Here is a 16174-nt window from a genome sequence, read left to right as displayed (position 1 = left end):
AACCGAAATGACACTAATTCATCGAACTTGGTTGGAATTAAAACCGAATGAAAATAATGGCGGAAATCAAGAGTATTTCTCGGAATATTATAACCGAATTTGTGAAACGAAATTTGAATTAGGAGAATTTCCAAAAGAAGTTTATGAACAATGGATTCATCCACATCACAAAAATCATAAAACTTTAAAAAATTATTCTTGGATTAATTTTGACTTTATTGAATTTGAATTAGTTTCTTGGGATTTTGAGTCATTAAATAAACTTTACGTGATTGAACAATTCCAATCGTATGTGAATCAAAGAGCTAGTCTTAATAATATCGAAGATTTCTGCTGTATAGATGAAGATATTGACTATTGGAAAACAAATGGAACGTGGAAAATACCGCCTATTATTTTGGATATTAATTCTCTGAATGTGGAATTACCAAGTTGGAGTGAATTAAAGAAACCCTTCCAACTCGTAGAAGGACATTCTAGATTAGGATATTTGAAATCAATGAGAAACATAGAATCTAGCGGAGAATTTAAATTAGCGGAAAAACATAAAATTTACCTAATGAAAAAAAGTACGAAAGCACAACACCGTGTATAATTAATTGCTTTGTTCTTCACTACTTGCGAACATTCCTGCGGAATATTCTATCTGTGATTTATTTGCTAAATTAGTTGCTTAACCACGCAACTAACCATACACAAAACCGTTGGCATTCATTGACAGAACGCACTCAAATTGAAATATCTATGATTAAAAGAAATTTTTCCTCAATATTAGTTATCATAGCTATGATTTTAAATATCTTGAATTTTGGTTACTTAAATTTCAATATTGATTCATTTAGTTTTTGGTTATTTATAGGTTCTACACTTTTACTTATTGCAGCTTTAATAAAAATATTTATTACTGAAAATAAGGAAAAGAAAAAATCAATATCTGACTAAATAAAAAATAATTTTATGTCCGACTTTTAGCTAGTTTGCGGAATCGGAAACTGAACTGAAAAACAAAACCCGAATTGATTGCGGAATTTAGCAAGTTGCGGAATTGCTCACTCAATCGGAATTGAAAAAGTTTGTGGAATAAATCGCTAACCGAATTCACTCAAACGCTGGAAAAACTAAAAACGGAATTAAGCCGAATAAGAATAACTCGGAATAAAAACAACGAAATGCCAACACCGTGTATAATTAATTGCTTTATTCTTCTCTACTTGCGAATATTCCTGCGGAATATTCACGGGTTCGTAAATGTTTATTAACTTAGTTGCTTAACCACGCAACTAACCATACACAACAACGTTGCCAGTAATTTGACTAATCAGCAGACTCTTCGCTTTTAACGGATTCTTCCTTATCTTTTACGAACTGAACAAAATTAATAGAAGGCAGAATTACTGGGTCATAACCCGATTGTAAAGTTAAATTTGAAACATATGCTCTTAAAAATGGAAAAGCTATTGCTGGTGCATTGATTTTTGGGAAATTAGAAAGTTTAAATTCTTCAGTAATATCATCATTTAGTTTAAACATAAAAATAGCCTCAACAAATAAATCAAAAAATTTATCCTTAACTTCTATTTCAAATCCAACACCAAAAGAATTTTTCGTCTCTTTAGGAAAAAAGTGACCAGTAGATAAGTCAAAAGAATTATTCTCTCTTGGCTCATCTTTAATTGACGAAAAGTTTACGTTAATAACTTTCCAATTTTCTAATTGAATTTTCATATTAAGCAGCTAAGAGTAAAGATTCCATATCATTAGTATCTACGCTATTATCAGAATTTGAACAATAGAAGGTCTGACCGACCGTATCAAATAATTGATTGTCAATTTCAAAATCTAAATCTTCTTCAAAACCATATTTACCAATTGCTTTAAAATATAGTTCCTCTGGACTTATGTTTTCAAAGTATTGGTCTATTCGATTCTTTATTTCTTTATTTAGTTTCATCTTTTATATCCCCTATTTCTATAATATTAGAACTAGTTATATTTTTAATTGGTTCATAAACTGTACATATTGTACAATTAGAAGTTCTCAATGTAATGTTTTTAATTCTTTCTTTTGCAAATTTAATGTAAAAATTCCCTTTAACAACATCTATTGGTAAAATACCTTCATCTCTTGCTAAGTTAACTAATAATCCATCTATTGGTTTAAATCTTTTGTTAAGTTTTCTAATTTTTCTTTCAAAACATTCACTAATATAAGTTAGTAGTTCAACACCTTCTTCTTTAGTTAAATCTAAAAAATTACCTTCTTCAACTTCAATAACAGAATTAATAACACAATAACTTTTATACTTATTAACCTGTTTGTTTTTATCCCAAGCCTCAGCTATAGACCACTTTTTAGCTTGTTCTTCTGGTTTAGAGCTAATGCCATTTACAAAAAAATAAACACCATTCCCTAACCATTCATCATCACCTATTGACGATTCATAATTAGAACTTACTATTTGTTTTGCAGCATTTACACTTGTTCCGTGAAAACCACTAAATTGTAATAACATTTATGAAAATTTAGAACAAAAATATAAAAACTACTGGCAACAACGTATATAAAAAATAGCTAATTCTATTTCTAACAAATTTGCTTTGCTTATTTAATAACGTTATTTTAGTCGGAAAAGTATGTGTATACTTACACGCTACTTTCCATATACAACCACGTTGTGTGTAATTAAAAATCAAACCAACATACTGAATTGAAAATAACATATTACTTACTACTTTCGATAATCTTGCTTTCATGTAAAGATGATATTTCTGATGATAGATTCAGAAATGAAAACTTTGTCTATTATAAAGAAGATGGAAAATCTGGCGAATGGTTAAAGATAAAGCCTAATTTTCAAAAAGAACTTCCTAAATCTCATTCAACCTATTTTTTTCCAAATGGTAATAAGTTTTTAGAACTAATAGTTTTAGATAGCTTTCATAATAGAATTTATAATTTCTACAATAAAGACCAAAAGTTAACGCGCATTAAAACATATAAATCTGATTCAATTTATAAAGAAATATATAAAAATGGCTACTTTCAAGGTTACTATTCCAATCTTGGCACTCTTCATTCAGAAGGTTTAGTAGAAAAAAATAAAAAACAAGGAAAGTGGAATTATTACTATGAAGATGGAATAAACATAAAGCAAATTGCTGAATATAACAATGGAGAGTTACAAGGTGTAATTAAAGATTTCTGGCAGAATGGAAATCTTAAAAGTATTTCTAATTGGAATAATGGTATTGAACTAGGAGAAGGAATTATATATCACGAAAATGGTAAAATTGATGAAAAGCATTTTATTAAAGATGGTAAAATCCATGGAAAAATTGAACAATTTTATTCTACTGGTTCCAAAAGATTTTGGGCAAACTCGTGGTATGGAATCGTTAAAGACACTTCAATGTATTTTTATGAAAATGGTGCATTAGAAAAATTGACTCTTGTATCATTGGATACTATTTCAAAAATATCAAATGGCAAAGAGTTTACTTATTATTCAAACGGCAAACTCAAAACAGAAAGTGACGTTAAAAATGATAAACTCAATGGGGTTTCTATTACATATTATGAAAACGAAAACATAAAAGAATGGATGCAGTTAAAGAACAATATGCTTAATGGAAAATATATTGAGTACTATGAAACAGGAGAAAAAAAGCAAGAATTAAAAGCTAAAAATAAATACTTAACTGATAATATTTATTTTTTTGATAAAAAAGGGATAATTATTAAAACATTAATAGCTGAAAGTGGAGTAATAGTTGATTCTATTATAAAATAAAACTACACACAACACCGTGTATAATTAATTGCTTCATTGAGCTTACTTGCGAATATTCCTGCGGAATATTCACGGGTTCGTAAATGTTTACTAACTTAATTGCTTAACCACGCAACTAACCATACACAAACACGTTGTGCATAATTTAACCAAACCGCAAAATGCCATTTCCATTAGACGAAAAATATATAAAAGAAACTGAATCGGAATTGAACGTAAAATTCCCATCTGAATTTAAAAAACGTATGATTAAATCAAATGGAGGAGAATTAGTGACGGACGAATATGAATTTGAACTTTTTCCTTTTTTTGACAAATCTGACCGAAAAAGAATAAGTCGGACTTGTAATCACATTGGACTTGAAACTAAAAATGCTCGTGAATGGAATGGATTTCCAGAAAATGGAATTGCTATCGGTTCTGACGGTTATGGAAATTTAATTATATTGACTCACAGCGGAAACAGAATTTTGACTGACCAAGTTTATTTCTGGAATCACGAAATTGGTCAAATAGAAAAAATTGCAGAATCAATTAACGAATTAGAAAATTAGAATGGATATTTTACAATGGATTTTAAACCAACTTGACAAACCTCTTAAAATGATAATGTTCAGGTTTAATATTGACAAATGGACTTGTAGACATTGTGAAGGAACTGGTGTGTGTTTAAGTGGTTTTCAAAACGATAATAGTTGTAAAACTTGTATAAAAGAATATAACGAAAAAGAATTTAGCTCGCAGATTAAAGTAAGATGTTCTGTTTGCGGAGGAAATGGAAGAGAAAAAGAATATTTATTAAAACAAAATCTAAAGTTAAAGAGTTCTGAACCTAAAATTATTGATAAAGAATAAAAACTATGCACAACACCGTATAAAATTAATTGCTGGTTTTAGCCAGTTTACGAAAGTCCTCGCGGACTTTCTATCTGTGATTTATTTGCTAACTTTAGTGCTTAAAACACGCAACTAATCTTATACAATCACGGTTGGCAGTAATTAGAGAGAACTGTACAAGATATTAACTTTTTGACTATCAATAAAGACATCACATTTAAAAAAATCGCTGAATTAAAATTATGAATAAGAAAAAAACATCCACTTTTTACTTAACAGTCATTTTAAATATTTTGACAATTATTCCCATCCTAGGTCAAGAAATAAGAGAAAGTAACATAATCGAATCACACAAAATTTCATCTGAAAATCAAGATTATTTAATCAAAATTACTTTTCCACCTAATTATGATAACAAGAGAAGTTATAATGTTCTCTATTATCTAGATGCGTGGTTTATATCAGATATTGTCACAGGTTCGTACAATGTTTTGAATAGATCTGAATACGTAGAAGATATTGTTTTAATAGGAATTTCAATTGAAGGAAACGAGTTTGACTTTAATAAACAAAGAGTCATGGATTTCACACCTACTAAATATAAATTAAGTAAGAAATTTAAAGCTTTAATTTCAAAAGGTATTAAGCCCATATTAAAATCAGGATCTGGAGAAAATGCAGTTCTAAAAAACTCTGAAACGACTGGTGGTGCAGATAATTTTATTGAATTCCTATCTGGAAAATTATTTCCTTTTATAGAAAAAGAATATCCTAATTTAAATAAAAGAAAAGGCCTTTTAGGACATTCACTTGGTGCACTTTTTGGTACATACTTAATACAAAAAAAACCAAACCTTATAGATGATTACATCTTAATTTCCGGACCTCTTTTTTGGAACGAAAATGAGGTTCTAAAAGAAGGTTTGTTTGACGAATTTAAAAAGTCGTCAGAATTTCATCAGTTATTTTTAAGCTATGGGAAATTAGAAATTAAAAGAACAACCGAATCAAATGAAAAACTGAATACTATTATAGAAAGTCTTAATAAAAATAATTTTAATTATAGTCTAAAAGCATATGAAGAAGCTAATCATAATTCGATTTTATCAAGAGCTATTTATGATGGATTACTCTTTACATATAAAAAATAACTACTGCCAACACCGTGTATAATTAATTGCTAGGTTCTAGCCTACTTGCGAAAATTCCTGCGGAATTTTCACGGGTTCGTTAAAGTTTACTAACTTAGGTGCTTAACCACGCAACTAACCATACACAAACACGTTGTACGCAAGCTGAAAAACGAACTCAAATTGATAAAAAGAGCTATAATAATAACATTAATTCTCAACTCGATAATTCTGATTGGAATTCCGTCAGGACACGGTTATGGAATAATGATATTGATTGAATATTTAGGCGTTCGGAATATAATCGAGTATGGATTTGAATTCGATAAAAACTACCCTTATGAAAGTAGTTTATTTTTGATAGCCATTGTTTCACTTATTGGAAAACTGATTTCAATTGGACTATTGTTTTCAAAAAATATTTTGACTAAAAAGAACTGGATTTATATCGGACTGACTTTAATGCTGATTTCATTCCTTTTTGTTTGTTATGGAACTTGGGAATATGACAGTTTTCTTTTTGCAATAACACTTGGAAGCGGAATTCCATTTTTAATGTATTTCGGCAGAGTTTTATATCTAATTAATAAAGAAAATAATAAATCGGAATTAGTAACTGAATGAAATTAAATGGAACCATCAATATTGACATCGCTAATTGGTATTTTAGTTTTTACTATTTTAATGTACTTCGGTTTTAAATACGCAAATGGAAATTGGAAAGTTTCTGAATCTAAAAAATCTGAATACTTGAATTGGACGAACAAACACGGAATGACAATAAAAAAAGCGATAATTATTATATCAATCATTTATGGAATTTCAATGTTAATTCAAATATCGAGTTTAATATAAAGTAGCGAAAAGCCTGCGTACAACACCGTGTATAATTAATTGCTGTTTTCTTCCCTACTTGCGAATATTCCTGCGGAATATTCACGGGTTCGTAAATGTTTGCTAACTTAGTTGCTTAACCACGCAACTAACCATACACAATCACGTTGGCAACAAGCTAAAAACAGAACGCAAAAAAATGAAAATCTTCACTTTTATATTGACTTTTGTAATTTTATCAAGTTGCGTTGATTCTAAAAAACCAATTCACGAACAAACAAAAATCGAACTTGAATTAGTAGATAATATTCATATAAAAAAAAGACTTAACGAAACCGACTCAATTCGTTTGAATAATGAACAAACTGAATTTTTTGTAAAAGAATGGAATAATGCAACGTCTGGAGGACTTTATAAAATGGGACCTGAATTTTGGATAATAGTAAAACTCAAAAATGATTCAATAAGAAAGTTTAGAACAAATAGAAATTTAATAAAAGAAAAGAAAGATTGGACTTATTCTTTATCTGATTCAACTTTCATAAATACAATTTGGGATTCTAAAATCAAAACTGAACCATTAAAATTTAAACAAGTCATTTTTGGCAGGTATTGCGGAGAATGTGATGCAAATTGTGCGCCAATGTTTCGCTTAATAATGGACAAAAATGAGCCCACTCTTTCGGCGGATTTTGAAGATTCGTATTTTAATTTAGAAAGTAAACTTGAATTCAAGACTGACCTAAATCAAGAAAAAGAACTCAAAATTGCTAATGACATTGCGGAAAAAATCCCAGAGACTCTTTATAATTGGAAAACTGACAAAGAAAGATTTGGATGTCCTGACTGTACAGATGGTTGCGGATATTATCTGGAATTTATAAAAGAGAACGGAAATTTAAAAGTATTTGATTTGGACGATTTTGAAGAAACTGAAAATATACCGAAAGAGGTTTTGGAATTTACTCACTTCCTTGCGGACCGAATTAAATTTTTAACTAAATAAAGCCAGTTGCCAACACCGTATATAATTTATTGCTGGCTTCTTGCTTACTTACGAAAGTCCTCTCGGACTTTCTTTGTCGGTAATTATTTACTAAATTAGTTGCTTGAAACACGCAACAAACCATATACAAACACGTTGTGTACAATGCAGAAAAACTTAAAATGATTGAGAAAAATCTTGATAAAGAAAATGAAATAAAACGAAAAAACGCTTCTCTAACTCACTCGGAATGGATGACTTTTTTCTTTTTGCCGTTCTTTAACCGACAACCTTTTGGTCAAGATGATGAGTTGTCGCTAACAGAATTAGAAAGATTTAAAAAGTATGGATTTGAAAAAAAATACACTGAAGCCATAAATACAAAACGCCAAGGTCTTAGGTTTTGGTTTATTGTAATTGTATTAGTTGCAGTTGCTTTTGCCTTCTATGATAAAATTTTTAGTTAATTGTTTACAATGCCGAAAATGATAAAGGAATTTAACTTAAAACTGATTTTATTAGAATGTTTCGCTCTGATTTTTATCATAAGCGGAATTGACCGATTGTACGTGGCATATAACGGAAATCAATTCGATGCTTTAATGAGCGAGGATTGGGAAAAATTTGAATCTCTGACTGATGTAAGAGCTGGAGATTTTTTTGCTAACCAAGCATACTGGACTCTAGCAAGTCTAATAATAGGAATTTTAATAGTTGGACTTATAAACTGGAAAAACAAATTCGGAATCATAAATTCAATGGTAGTTCTCATTTTGACATTTGGAATATCTGCTACTGGAATTTACTCAGATGGAATAATAAACAGATATCTGAATTACTTTTGCGGAATATTCGCTGAAGGTTATGGAATGGCTTTTTTAATTGGCGGTTTACTAATAGCATTAATCGGAATTATGATTTTATGGAAAACTATAAAAATGAACAAAAGCACTGTACACAACAACATGTATAATTAATGGCTAGTTCTCGTCTACTTACGAAAATCCTCGCGGATTTTCTATTCGGTTTTTATTTGCTAACTTAGTTGCTTAAACACGCCACTAACCATACACAAACACGTTAGCTTTAATTAAAATGAACAAATGAGCATATTCAAAAAATTATTTGGCAAGACTAAAAAAAAGAAAACTGAGAAATTTGAAAGTACTGGTTTACCAAAAGAAGCACAACAAGAGTTTCTAAGAATGATGAAACAAATGTCAAGTAGTTCTAACACACCTGAAGAATTCAAAATAGAGCTTTACGATTCTTTAAATAGATATTATTCAAATCCTGAATTACAAACTGACCTGAATTTAACGGATACAGATGGAACTGTTTATGAAGAGCACGAAGCATTTGGAGGAACATTCGCTGAATGGCAACAGATTAAATCTGTTTGGGATAGAAGGTCGGTACTTTTTCAACATTGGGATGAATCAGAGTTTGCAAAATTACAGAAATGGCAAATTATAGAACGCTATACTAAAGACAGATATGGTTTGAAAGCTATTGAATTTCAAAAAACAAACATTACAAATGATGATTTTCAAGACATTCGGTTAGTTGTTGCCTTATCAAAATTATATCGGGCAATGGACTCTTATGATAATGCTTTACGATATGCCAAAGGTGCTTATGAATTAAGACCTGATTTGGATATAGTTAAAATAGAATATGCAAATGTTCTACATCTTTCAAATTCAGAAAACGATAAGGAACTGTCACACAAAATTTTCAATGAAGTACTTGAAAAGAGAATTAAAGAGTCAGAAGAAAAAAGTATTGCGTTACTAAATTATTTTATGTTTTCGCCTAATTACATAGATTCTTCTGTTTTTGCAGTTTCTTTTTTACTACAAGGAGATTGTGATATTGAGACTTGGGAAAAGCTTGCAGAAGAATATTATTGGTGTCCCGTATTTAGATATGAACATTCTGTTTTCCTTAACTCAAAAGGAGAAACATTAAGAGCAATGGCTAAGCTCAATTCCTTGGCAAATGAGTTCCCTTGGTATAAAACTGGTGTATTAGCTTGTGTTAATACTATTAATCAAATGCGAGAACAAAGAAACGACAAAAGCTTTATGAGTAACGAAATGAAACAAATGAAGGAATACAAGAAAATGTGGAATAACTAAAGCTAACACCGTGTATAATTAATTGCTAGGTTCTTCCCTACTTGCGAATATTCCTGCGGAATATTCACGGGTTCGTAAAAGTTTACTAAATTAGTTGCTTAACCACGCAACTAACCATACACAACAACGTTAGCTACAAGCAAAAAAATGACAATAAACGAAAATTCATTGAAATGTGTTAGAATTGAAGTTCTAGCCGAAAACACTAAAGCTCATCTGACATGGGGGTCTGGTTTTTTATGCAAAAAGGATGAGAAAACATTTTTAGTTACTAATTGGCATATTGTAACTCTCAAAAATTTCCAAACAAAAGAAAATTTACATTCATCAGGCGCCATTCCTTGTTTTTTAAATTTGTTTGTTCACAGCATTAAACAAACAGAATCAACTTCTTCTTGGTATGAACTTGCAATTAAAGAATTAGAAATCTATAATTCAGAAGGTGAAGGTGATGAAAAAATATTTAATAATATTCCTAAGTGGTATGAACATCCAACATCTGGCAGTGAAATTGATGTTGTAGTTCTAGATATAACATCAGAATTAGCTAATACTAGTTTCGAATTGACTTCTTTTAATATTGACGAAGAAATTTCAAAAGACGTAAAACTTAGAGTAATGGATGATGTATTTGTAACAGGGTTTCCATTAAAAACAAGTACTACGCCAAATAAGTTACCAATATACAAAGGCGCAACTATTGCGTCTGAACCAAATATGTTCAGCTCGTTACCCTTATTTTATATCGATGGGAAAACTAAATCTGGAATGTCAGGTTCACCTGTAATTAAAAAAGATAATGATATTAAACAAATTCCTTCAGCGACAGCAATTACACTTAGTCAAGGTAGAATAGGATTAGTAGGAGTATATTCTGGTAGAGACAGACAAGAAAAAGATGAGTATGAAGCCGAACTAGGAATTGTTTGGAAGTTTAAAGAATGTTTATTACCAATAATAGAATATGCCTGTAGCTAACACCGTGTATAATTAATTGCTTTATTGAGCTTACTTGCGAATATTCCTGCGGAATATTCACGGGTTCGTAAAAGTTTACTAAATTAGTTGCTTAAACACGCAACTAACCATACACAAGACCGTTGTGCAACATTTGACCAATGAATTTTCCTGAAATAGGTTGACTAAAAATTAAGCAATTAATTACAGTCACTTATGAAAACACAAAATGAACACTGGCGAAAAAAAAGTTACCAAAAAGCCACTTTAGAGACCAAACTTTTAGTCGTTGACCAAATCTTAAATGGTCAGCTTTCAAACAACCAAGCTTCAAAAAAATACGATATCCCTCGAACAACCATTACCTATTGGTTAAGAAAATACAGTACTTTAGTACAACAAAATACGGGTATGAGTAAAAACGATGAAATTAAAAAGTTAAAGGAAAAGATTGAAGAACTTGAGTTTCAAAAAGACTTTCAACAAGACATTATAGCTGACATGGAACTTATTACAGGAGTCGATATGTCAAAAAAGTCATTACCCAAAACATTAGCAAAAGAGATAGAGTTAAAGAAAAAACAGCGTATAAAAGAAAATGGCTCTATGGATGTTTTGGGATATATAAACAAGCCTTCTACAAAAGACTAAGAACTCAACAGAAAAAAGAAATAGATCATCAAAAAATGATTAAAATGGTCAAAGACTACCGTAAAAAAGTAGGCTCAAAAACTGGTGGTATTAAGCTACATAAAGAACTTAAACGAGAATTTATAAGCGCTGATATTAAAATTGGTAGAGACAAGTTCTATCGCTTCCTCAAACTAAATAACCTTTTAATTCCTAAAACAAAAAATTACATTACCACTACAAACTCAAACCATATGTACAAAAAATATAAAAACCTGGTAAAAGACCATGTCCCTACTCGTCCTGAACAACTTTGGGTCAGCGATATCACTTATATTAAAACACAATACGGTCATAATTATTTAGCCATTGTTACAGATGCTTATTCTAAGCAGATTATGGGATATAAACTCGACAACCATATGAGAACATCACTTTGCACAGATGCGCTCGCTATGGCTATTAAAAATAGAAAATATCCCAATCTAAAGCTTATCCATCATTCGGATAGAGGTTTCCAATACTGCAACCCCAAATACACACAGTTTGCTGAAGGTAATGGAATTACAATGAGTATGACTGAACAATACGATCCTTACGAAAATGCTGTTGCTGAACGCATTAATAGAACTCTTAAATATGAATATGGATTAAAACAAACCATTAAAAACACTGAATTAGCAAAAAAAATGACACAACAAGCCGTCTATATTTATAACAATTTAAGAACCCATTTTAGCCTGGATCTCAGAAAACCTACTGAAGTCCATCTGAATCCAAACATCAAATACAAATCCTATCGAAAAAATAATGTAAATTTACCTGAACTTACGATTTAAGAACTGACCTAGTTCAAACTATTTTTTGCCTTCTAAACCGCTGAAAAAAAAATCTTTTGAACGTCTAAATATTAACCAAAAAGAGTCAACCTATATCAGTATAATACACCAACAAAATCGAACCAAATCAAATAATGAGCGAAAATATATTTATTGAAAAATTCCAACATAAAACTGACTCGGAATTAGAATACATTTTAGAAAACAAAAAAAACTATAACGAACAAGCTATTGCTGCTTCAATTCACATTTTAAAAGAAAGAAACGGAAAAACACCTGAATTGGAATCTGTGGAAAACGAAATTAAAATCGAAAAGAAGAAAAAGGAAGTCGCTCGCGAAAAAATTATCGAAGAAGACAAAAAGAAAGACAATATAACGGACGACCCAAATGCACCTGAACTTCATTCTAAAAAAGTAATTATGGTGTTTTCTGGATTATTCTCAACGATTTTCGGAGCAGTTTTACTAATGTACAATATGAAGCAAACCGACAATCAAAATGGAAGAATTCAAGTTTTGATTTTTGGAATTTTATATACGATTATTACGCTTGTCGTTGTAAACTTGCTAAACATTGGAGGTAATATTGCTTTGATTTTTAATATTGCAGGAGGAGGAATTTTGACAGAATATTTTTGGAATAAATTTATCGGAAAAGAGTTTGAACACAGAAAAAGAAGTTGGGTAAAACCAGCAATAATATCAGTTTTGATAACAATTCCGTTGATTTTAGCAGCGATTTACGGACAATAAAAACTGCTTACAACACCGTGTATAATTAATTGCTTTGTTCTTCCCTACTTGCGAATATTCCTGCGGAATATTCACAGGTTCGTAAAAGTTTGCTAACTTAGTTGCTAAACCACGCAACTAACCATACACAAACACGTTGTACACAATTTGACTACGAAAATGAAAAAAATATTAACACTGTTAATTCTGACTATCTTTTTTGGATGTGACAAAGATGATGGATATGAATCAATTGAAATAGACAACAGTTCTTTAACACACGCTGAATTAGGCTTTGAATTAGAAGAGCCTGAAACTATATTAAATGATATTGCAAAAGGAAGTTTTGATAAAAATATTCAAAATGTTTTACTACAAATGTTTGATAACTTTCCTGAACCAGCGGAAAGATATTGGGAATTTGAATATATAGAAGACACAAACAGACTTTCTAAAATGACTTTTTATTTACCACATTATTCAGGCTGTGAAAAGAACATTTTTGTCTTCCATTACAATCTTGAGAATCTTATTGAGTCAATTGTGTCAACAAGAACTAATCTTTGTAATGAATATGAAGTTATAAAAACTTACACATTTAACTACAACAATAATGGACTTCTAAAAAGTATTTTTATGGATAATGACTATTTCGTTGAGGAAAACTACTTTGGTTATTATCCAAACGGAAAAATTAAGGAAATTTATAATGACCATCGAGGAAGAGGTTTTGATGTTAGTTTTGGTCACCAAAAATTTTACTATGATTCTACTTTTTCAAACGTTACAAGAGTAGAACACACAAGTGGAACTAATTACAGTTATACTTATAAATATTTCTACGATAATAAAGAAAATCCATATAAAGACCTTTTTATTGCAGTATCAGTTTTTATGCCATACATCGGACCAGCATATTTATCTGAGAATAATGTAACAAAGGTTATTGAAAAAAACGAAAATAATGTAAATGGTAACGAATTCACAAATGAATATCTTTTTAATTTCTCTAATTCAAATGTTTTAGAAAGCTATTCTGATATGGACGAGGAAGAGTTTCCATATATTTTATATTCAACGAACCAATAAAAACTGTGTACAACACCGTGTATAATTAATTGCTGTTTTCTTCTCTACTTGCGAAAATTCCTGCGGAATTTTCACGGGTTCGTAAAAGTTTACTAAATTAGTTGCTTAAACACGCAACTAACCATACACAATCACGTTAGCTTTAATGCTAGAGCAAGTTTGCGGAAATAAAAAAAGTATGGTTTTACGATTCAATTTTTTAACTTTAAGCAAGATAATTCAGAAAAACTGTCTTGTGGAATTTTAAAAATTTGCGGAAACTCACTCAAAACCTGACTGAATTACTGTGCGGAATTTGACAAAAATGCGGAATCGTAAACTGGAAATGAATAAAAATACGCTGGACTTCTACTCTGCTGAATAAAAAATATAATCGGAATATTATCAAGCTTGTGGAATTGAAGCACAAAATAGAAATAAAAAAAATAAAATATGGATAACCTAATTAATGATTTCTCAATAGGACTTTTTATATGGCAAGCTTTAGTTCTTCTATCAATTGGACTTTGGATTTATTGTTTGATTGATATTTTAAAGAATAAGTTCGTTCAAAATGACAAGCTAATTTGGATTTTAGTAATCATATTTATCCCATTTATAGGTTCGTTATTGTACTTATTCATTGGAAAAAACGAGAAAATGAAATTAGACTGATATAAAGCACTAAAAGCTAACACCGTGTATAATTAATTGCTTCATTGAGCTTACTTGCGAATATTCCTGCGGAATATTCACGGGTTCGTAAAAGTTTGCTAACTTAGTTGCTAAACCACGCAACTAACCATACACAAACACGTTGGCATTCATTGAGCAGAACCGTTAAAATGAAATTTATTAGTGATTTAAAAGACATTAAATTGAAAATTATGCAAAAGGGTTAAAATTTGACAGAATTACAAGTTGTTAAAAAACTAAAAAAACACTATTTTGACAAAAAGGTAAATGGAAATTTAAAGTTGTATAAAAAAAAGTGAGTGAATTAAAACGTTTGACTTTTAGCTCGTTTACGGAATCGGAAACTGAATTGAAAAGCAAAACCCAAATTGAATGCGGAATTTCTCACTCAATTGGAAATAAATTTAACCTAAAAAAGGAATTTAAAAAAATATGAATACGCAGACAAAAGCAATAATAAAATCAGGTTTGTTTTCTGGAATTGTTTATGCTGGACTTATGACTGGATTTGACTATTCTGACGGTGAAGATTTCAGAATATGGAGATTTATATTGAATGCATTATTTTTTGGAATATTTATGGGACTTATGACCAGAAATAACCTAAAAAAAACAAGCAGATAAAGAAAAAAATAAAACTGAATAAAAACAACGAAATGCCAACACCGTGTATAATTAATTGCTTTGTGTCTGCTCATCTGGAATATTCCTTCGGAATATTCTCAGGTTCGTAAAAGTTTGCTAACTTAGTTGCTAAACCACGCAACTAACCATACACAAACACGTTACCACCAATAAGACCACTCAAATGAAACTGAACTGCAAAAAATGCGGAAATGAAATAAACGAACTGAATTTGTCGGAAGAACAAAAGTTTGAAATTTGGGGAATGGTTAAGCAGGATTTAAAACTATTTGCAGTTAAAAAAATTATTGACGATTTCGGAATTAGCCATAAAGAAGCGAAAGTCATTATTTCACACATAAATAGTGAATACGGAAAATGTAATCGTTGCAAAAATGATGAATTAGAATCTGAAAATACTGAATGTCAGAAATGCGGTGCGTTCAATTATAATTTTAAAGAACCTGTTTTTAATAGTGAATTTTGCTCACATTTGGAATACAGACTTGATTTTGACAATTTAGGAATTGAAAGTGTTCAAGGTTTTTGGTGTGATGGAGTTGATTGCTTTCCTTACGACTTAAAAAGTTTGTCTAAAGAGAATATTGAGAAAAATAAATCAATTGTAACACGAGCTTGGATTGGAAAAGGAGGACAAGGAATTTATGAAATGAAAATTAAATTTGGAAAACAGTCAGTTGATAATTATAAAAACGGATTGAGTTTGATAGAATGTATTCCTAAACGAGAAAACAGAAATTGGATTCAAATAGAGCCTGAAAACAAACGAATTCAAGTATCTCTGAAATAATTACTGGTGGTAACACCGTGTATAATTAATTGCTTTGTTCTTCTCTACTTGCGAATATTCCTGCGGAATATTCACAGGTTCGTAAAAGTTTGCTAAC

At 30.2% G+C, this 16174-nt stretch carries 22 protein-coding genes; 19 read left to right on the top strand and 3 right to left on the bottom strand.

The window, feature by feature from the left end:
* Positions 1-7: 7 nt before the first annotated feature.
* Positions 8-595, top strand: coding sequence for a hypothetical protein (locus H0I32_RS16220; RefSeq protein WP_179314876.1), 588 nt, complete (start codon positions 8-10; stop codon positions 593-595).
* A gap of 719 nt (positions 596-1314) precedes the next feature.
* Here H0I32_RS16220 and H0I32_RS16215 read toward each other — a convergent pair.
* The 3 genes from H0I32_RS16215 to H0I32_RS16205 are packed head-to-tail and all read right to left on the bottom strand — an operon-like array spanning position 1315 to position 2513.
* The gene (locus H0I32_RS16215) at positions 1315-1725 is read right to left on the bottom strand and encodes a protein-export chaperone SecB (RefSeq protein WP_179314894.1); all 411 of its coding nucleotides are present in this window, start codon (positions 1723-1725) and stop codon (positions 1315-1317) included.
* Position 1726: 1 nt separating this feature from the next.
* Positions 1727-1951, bottom strand: coding sequence for a hypothetical protein (locus H0I32_RS16210; RefSeq protein ID WP_179314893.1), 225 nt, complete (start codon positions 1949-1951; stop codon positions 1727-1729).
* Positions 1938-2513 carry a hypothetical protein gene (locus tag H0I32_RS16205; RefSeq protein ID WP_179314892.1) on the bottom strand — a complete coding sequence of 192 codons (576 nt, stop codon included), beginning with the start codon at positions 2511-2513 and terminating at the stop codon, positions 1938-1940. The genes H0I32_RS16210 and H0I32_RS16205 overlap by 14 nt, the downstream gene beginning before the upstream one ends.
* Positions 2514-2708: 195 nt before the next feature.
* On the opposite strand from H0I32_RS16205, the gene H0I32_RS16200 reads away from it, so the two are divergent.
* From H0I32_RS16200 to H0I32_RS16115, 18 genes are all read left to right on the top strand, one after another.
* A complete protein-coding gene (locus tag H0I32_RS16200; protein WP_179314891.1) occupies positions 2709-3791 on the top strand; it encodes a toxin-antitoxin system YwqK family antitoxin in 1083 nt (360 codons plus the stop codon).
* 161 nt (positions 3792-3952) lie between these two features.
* On the top strand, positions 3953-4345 hold the full coding sequence (locus H0I32_RS16195) for an SMI1/KNR4 family protein (protein ID WP_179314890.1): 393 nt from the start codon (positions 3953-3955) through the stop codon (positions 4343-4345).
* Between the two features lies 1 nt (position 4346).
* Positions 4347-4646: a hypothetical protein gene (locus H0I32_RS16190; protein ID WP_179314889.1), complete on the top strand. Its 300-nt coding sequence runs from the start codon at positions 4347-4349 to the stop codon at positions 4644-4646.
* A 224-nt stretch (positions 4647-4870) separates the two neighbouring features.
* A complete protein-coding gene (locus H0I32_RS16185; RefSeq protein ID WP_179314921.1) occupies positions 4871-5779 on the top strand; it encodes an alpha/beta hydrolase in 909 nt (302 codons plus the stop codon).
* 162 nt (positions 5780-5941) lie between these two features.
* Positions 5942-6382: a hypothetical protein gene (locus H0I32_RS16180; RefSeq protein WP_179314856.1), complete on the top strand. Its 441-nt coding sequence runs from the start codon at positions 5942-5944 to the stop codon at positions 6380-6382.
* Between the two features lie 6 nt (positions 6383-6388).
* Positions 6389-6613 (top strand): hypothetical protein, encoded by a 225-nt coding sequence (locus H0I32_RS16175; RefSeq protein WP_179314857.1) that lies wholly within the window; start codon positions 6389-6391, stop codon positions 6611-6613.
* A 178-nt stretch (positions 6614-6791) separates the two neighbouring features.
* Complete coding sequence (locus H0I32_RS16170; RefSeq protein ID WP_179314858.1) at positions 6792-7598, top strand: hypothetical protein; 807 nt, start codon at positions 6792-6794, stop codon at positions 7596-7598.
* A 161-nt stretch (positions 7599-7759) separates the two neighbouring features.
* A complete protein-coding gene (locus H0I32_RS16165) occupies positions 7760-8044 on the top strand; it encodes a hypothetical protein (RefSeq protein WP_179314859.1) in 285 nt (94 codons plus the stop codon).
* An 18-nt stretch (positions 8045-8062) separates the two neighbouring features.
* On the top strand, positions 8063-8554 hold the full coding sequence (locus H0I32_RS16160) for a hypothetical protein (protein ID WP_179314860.1): 492 nt from the start codon (positions 8063-8065) through the stop codon (positions 8552-8554).
* 126 nt (positions 8555-8680) lie between these two features.
* The gene (locus H0I32_RS16155; RefSeq protein ID WP_179314861.1) at positions 8681-9718 is read left to right on the top strand and encodes a hypothetical protein; all 1038 of its coding nucleotides are present in this window, start codon (positions 8681-8683) and stop codon (positions 9716-9718) included.
* Positions 9719-9865: 147 nt separating this feature from the next.
* Complete coding sequence (locus H0I32_RS16150; protein WP_179314862.1) at positions 9866-10696, top strand: trypsin-like peptidase domain-containing protein; 831 nt, start codon at positions 9866-9868, stop codon at positions 10694-10696.
* 195 nt (positions 10697-10891) lie between these two features.
* Positions 10892-11326, top strand: a complete 435-nt coding sequence (locus tag H0I32_RS16145) for a helix-turn-helix domain-containing protein (protein WP_179314915.1) — start codon at positions 10892-10894, stop codon at positions 11324-11326.
* Positions 11215-12144: an IS3 family transposase gene (locus tag H0I32_RS16140; RefSeq protein WP_179314916.1), complete on the top strand. Its 930-nt coding sequence runs from the start codon at positions 11215-11217 to the stop codon at positions 12142-12144. Before H0I32_RS16145 ends, H0I32_RS16140 begins: the two co-directional genes overlap by 112 nt.
* A gap of 134 nt (positions 12145-12278) precedes the next feature.
* A complete protein-coding gene (locus H0I32_RS16135) occupies positions 12279-12899 on the top strand; it encodes a hypothetical protein (protein ID WP_179314843.1) in 621 nt (206 codons plus the stop codon).
* 159 nt (positions 12900-13058) lie between these two features.
* On the top strand, positions 13059-13967 hold the full coding sequence (locus H0I32_RS16130) for a hypothetical protein (RefSeq protein WP_158850506.1): 909 nt from the start codon (positions 13059-13061) through the stop codon (positions 13965-13967).
* Positions 13968-14399: 432 nt separating this feature from the next.
* Positions 14400-14621 carry a PLDc N-terminal domain-containing protein gene (locus H0I32_RS16125; protein WP_218747094.1) on the top strand — a complete coding sequence of 74 codons (222 nt, stop codon included), beginning with the start codon at positions 14400-14402 and terminating at the stop codon, positions 14619-14621.
* Positions 14622-15074: 453 nt separating this feature from the next.
* Positions 15075-15266, top strand: a complete 192-nt coding sequence (locus H0I32_RS16120) for a hypothetical protein (protein WP_179314845.1) — start codon at positions 15075-15077, stop codon at positions 15264-15266.
* Between the two features lie 184 nt (positions 15267-15450).
* Positions 15451-16077: a hypothetical protein gene (locus H0I32_RS16115; RefSeq protein ID WP_179314846.1), complete on the top strand. Its 627-nt coding sequence runs from the start codon at positions 15451-15453 to the stop codon at positions 16075-16077.
* Positions 16078-16174 lie beyond the last annotated feature (97 nt).

The sequence above is a fragment of the Winogradskyella sp. HaHa_3_26 genome (assembly GCF_019278425.1).
In the GTDB taxonomy this organism is placed as follows: domain Bacteria; phylum Bacteroidota; class Bacteroidia; order Flavobacteriales; family Flavobacteriaceae; genus Winogradskyella; species Winogradskyella undariae.
Note: the sequence above shows the minus strand (reverse complement) of the source record. Positions and strands in the feature narration are given on the sequence as shown.